General features: G+C 38.6%; 7 protein-coding genes. 1 reads left to right on the top strand and 6 read right to left on the bottom strand.

Annotation, left to right across the window (positions count from 1 at the left end; all coding sequences use genetic code 11):
* Window positions 1-303 (bottom strand): hypothetical protein (locus BLU80_RS19180; protein WP_139188222.1); only part of this gene is annotated, 303 nt, incomplete at its 3' end.
* A gap of 82 nt (window positions 304-385) precedes the next feature.
* Entirely contained in the window at window positions 386-844 is a 459-nt protein-coding gene (locus BLU80_RS19175; RefSeq protein ID WP_091401565.1) for a hypothetical protein, read from the bottom strand.
* A gap of 129 nt (window positions 845-973) precedes the next feature.
* On the opposite strand from BLU80_RS19175, the gene BLU80_RS19170 reads away from it, so the two are divergent.
* A complete protein-coding gene (locus BLU80_RS19170; RefSeq protein WP_091401563.1) occupies window positions 974-1,519 on the top strand; it encodes an O-acetyl-ADP-ribose deacetylase in 546 nt (181 codons plus the stop codon).
* Here BLU80_RS19170 and BLU80_RS19165 read toward each other — a convergent pair.
* The 4 genes from BLU80_RS19165 to BLU80_RS19150 form a co-directional block, all read right to left on the bottom strand.
* Complete coding sequence (locus tag BLU80_RS19165) at window positions 1,514-1,804, bottom strand: hypothetical protein (protein ID WP_091401562.1); 291 nt, start codon at window positions 1,802-1,804, stop codon at window positions 1,514-1,516. The genes BLU80_RS19170 and BLU80_RS19165 overlap by 6 nt on opposite strands.
* Window positions 1,804-2,118: a TreTu family toxin gene (locus tag BLU80_RS19160; RefSeq protein ID WP_091401560.1), complete on the bottom strand. Its 315-nt coding sequence runs from the start codon at window positions 2,116-2,118 to the stop codon at window positions 1,804-1,806. Before BLU80_RS19160 ends, BLU80_RS19165 begins: the two co-directional genes overlap by 1 nt.
* A gap of 20 nt (window positions 2,119-2,138) precedes the next feature.
* Window positions 2,139-2,615: a hypothetical protein gene (locus BLU80_RS19155; RefSeq protein ID WP_091401566.1), complete on the bottom strand. Its 477-nt coding sequence runs from the start codon at window positions 2,613-2,615 to the stop codon at window positions 2,139-2,141.
* 7 nt (window positions 2,616-2,622) lie between these two features.
* Window positions 2,623-3,050: hypothetical protein (locus BLU80_RS19150; protein ID WP_211481922.1), on the bottom strand; the 428-nt coding region annotated here is incomplete at its 5' end.

Genomic DNA, 3,050 nt, shown 5'->3' with positions numbered 1-3,050 from the left:
AGCATAGAGTTCTACTGTATGCCCCGGTGTTGTAGTGCTTGGATATGCTTCCAGTGACGCTGAACTTAAACCGGCCGAAACAGTAACATCCAAACTAGCGACAGGTGAAGGATTGGCCACCGAAATATGAGCACTCCCATAAGACTCAGCTCCTCCAGAAGGTTGATTAAAACGGATGGTTGCCTGCGTGGAAGAAGAGGAAATTACGGTTCCATTGGTAACCGACCATACCGCTCCAGAATAACTGCCACTGAGCATATAAACATAATCGATTCCTGCTACCGGATTAAGTTCTCCGCTCAAAGTCTGCGCTTTGCATATGGACAACGATCCCATTAAGAGTATCAACAGCAATATGCTTCTGTAAAAATATATAAGCCCACATTTAAACTTTATGACGGCCAACAAACTCAGCCTTGGTCCCAACTTTAGGTAGATAAGAGTCGTCCAGGGCTAAACACCTGGGTCCGGCACCATCATTTTCCCCTTTTTTGGCCACGATGGCTAAAAATCGTTTGACAAATGAGGTTAAAAACCCACGCCAGTCAATATCCTGCCTATTCTTCGTTCTGTAAAACACATCCTTTCCTCCACCCGCCATGTTTTTACTGCCCGACCTCAGCAAAGCATGAACGCTGGCTTGATTAAGAAAGGGTAAGATTACAAGCACAGATAGAATCGAACTAATGCTTGAACCCTGTCTTTTCAAGACATCCAGCTTTTTATGAATTCGCTTAAAATCAAAGAACTTTAAAAGATCTAAAAGATAATCCACTTTTTTTTCTGGTATTGAAAAGTATTTTTTCAACTCTTCAATAGATTCTATACCTTTGGATGGTAGCATGATTTTGCTATGTTTGAGAATGCTAAGTTACTGAATACCAATAACTTAAAATAAATTTTCATGCTACATTTTTCCTAATATGATGTAAAATAATTTTTCCCTTTTTTAGGTGCGAAACTCGAGTAAATAATGATTGAAGTTTTAAAAGGTGACATTACCAAAATAGAAGTTGATGCCATTGTAAACGCTGCAAATACCTCCCTACTTGGCGGTAGTGGTGTTGATGGTGCAATTCATAAAGTTGGTGGCACAGCGATACTTGAGGATTGCCAAAAAATCCGAAGTAAACAAGGCGGTTGCAAAATAGGTGAAGCTGTTATAACTACTGCCGGAAAACTACCTGCAAAATTTGTTATTCATACTGTCGGTCCCGTTTGGAATAAGGGCAAGAACAACGAAGAAAAATTATTAGCATCAGCATATTTCAATAGCCTAAAACTTGCATCAGATAATCAAATACAATCTATTTCGTTTCCTAATATAAGCACGGGCATTTACAAATTCCCAAAACAAAAAGCTGCTAAAATTGCGATCAAAACAGTGTCTGACTTCTTGACAACAACAGCCAATTTAAAAAAAGTAATCTTTGTTTGCTTTGATGAAGAAAATTATAAAATCTATTCTGAACTACTAAAAAAAATGAAGCCCCGAAAATCGGGACTTCATACACTATAAAAGCTCTTCCAACTTTTTAAAAGCTTGCTCTTTCTCCTTCTCTTGATGAGGTTCTAAAAGAACATTCAATAGCTGTTCTTCAGTTTCATAATCCCAAACAAAAATACCTGTCCATCCAAGCCCCCAAAAGTCAATATTTCCCCCTCTCTTTTTTGAATTAAATTCAATCTGATTTAAAGAACCAAAATCCCCTTCGTTAAAAAACTTATACTCTAACTCATAACCACTTAATTTAGAGGAAAACTCATTCTTAAACCACTCTATATTTATAGTACTCTCCATCATTATTTTACTTTTAGAATTGGTGAAAGATTTTGAATTTGAGGTACTAGTTCTCCGCCTTGCTTCTGCAAAGCTCCTTGCATTGCCTTACCTGAATTAGGGCCTAAAACTTTAAACCAATTAGCTTGGCCCCCTTGTAAAAGACTATTTGTGGGTACTTGGAATTCTACATAAACCGAACCTTTAGCTGCTGCATTAAATGCCCCTGGCCCTCCTGTTGCCACAAAAGTTTGCCCGCCAGCCCCTTCTACCATACGACCTGTTTTAGCCATCATTTCGTACTCAGCTTTTGACATCCAGCGGCCAACAGTTGTCATTCCCGTCTTAGCGGCTTTTCCTATAATCTCTCTAACTCAAACACAACATCGTCCAATACTATAACCCTTTCCAGTCCTAAATTATCATCTGTAAGTAACACATATTTAAATTCTGGTTCGAATGTATAAAATCCGTTTTTAAATCCTACAATTTTCTCGAAGGTTAAATTTTCCAGCACTACTTGTTCGTCATTCAATATATCAAGAATCTTATTACCGCTTCTTGACTTAATAACTACTTTGAAATTTGGCAATGCTTCGGGATCGACTATTCTACTGCTCGAGCCATTATAATCCGCCCCCTCACCATATACCTCCAAGTATTCATTTACTTTAAGAACTTTTCGCTCAACAAGTAGTTCCCAGTTGGCTTGCAGCCAATCGTTAATTGAATCTTCATTTGAGGTATAATCTCTATTAAGCAACAATTGAGATACTATTATCCAACTGTTATTTAAAAAATCTGAAAATATTCTTATAGCTTTATCTATGTCCATAATTCTTTTATAAACCATTAAGAAAATCCAACTCGCTTTGAGTAGGTGTACGCTTATAACCTTTTGAACCGGGTAAGGGGTTATCAAACTTTACTTTCTGTAATGTTCCCGCAGGTGCATTAGGATGTGTATTTGGTGTCCATTGTTTTACACGGGCTGCGTTAATATCAATTTTACTCCCGTCTTTGAATATTACTTCAACAGCCTTGCCATCTCTTCCAATACGGGTTGTAGTCGTTACTACATCTTTTCCTAAAAGCTTACTTTCCCCCTTAGCGGCGTCCTCAGCAGTAACCAGCCCTACCTTGACAACTCGTTCTCCTTTAGCGGCCTCCGCCCCTAAAGGCAAAAACATTAGAGCTGTTCCTGCGATTCCTGCAACAGCATCATTAGGGGTTACCCGGCCGCCACCCAAATGCTGCTTTTCATCCCTAT

It is taken from the genome of Arachidicoccus rhizosphaerae (assembly GCF_900107765.1).
Lineage (GTDB): Bacteria > Bacteroidota > Bacteroidia > Chitinophagales > Chitinophagaceae > Arachidicoccus > Arachidicoccus rhizosphaerae.
Note: the sequence above shows the minus strand (reverse complement) of the source record. Positions and strands in the feature narration are given on the sequence as shown.

Excerpts from the sequence above, each read along its gene's own strand:
- BLU80_RS19160 (WP_091401560.1), bottom strand. The coding sequence starts at position 2,118 with ATGACAACTGTTGGCCGCTGGATGTCAAAAGCTGAGTACGAAATGATG.
- BLU80_RS19170 (WP_091401563.1), top strand. The coding sequence starts at position 974 with ATGATTGAAGTTTTAAAAGGTGACATTACCAAAATAGAAGTTGATGCC.
- BLU80_RS19165 (WP_091401562.1), bottom strand. The coding sequence starts at position 1,804 with ATGATGGAGAGTACTATAAATATAGAGTGGTTTAAGAATGAGTTTTCC.
- BLU80_RS19155 (WP_091401566.1), bottom strand. The coding sequence starts at position 2,615 with ATGGACATAGATAAAGCTATAAGAATATTTTCAGATTTTTTAAATAAC.
- BLU80_RS19175 (WP_091401565.1), bottom strand. The coding sequence starts at position 844 with ATGCTACCATCCAAAGGTATAGAATCTATTGAAGAGTTGAAAAAATAC.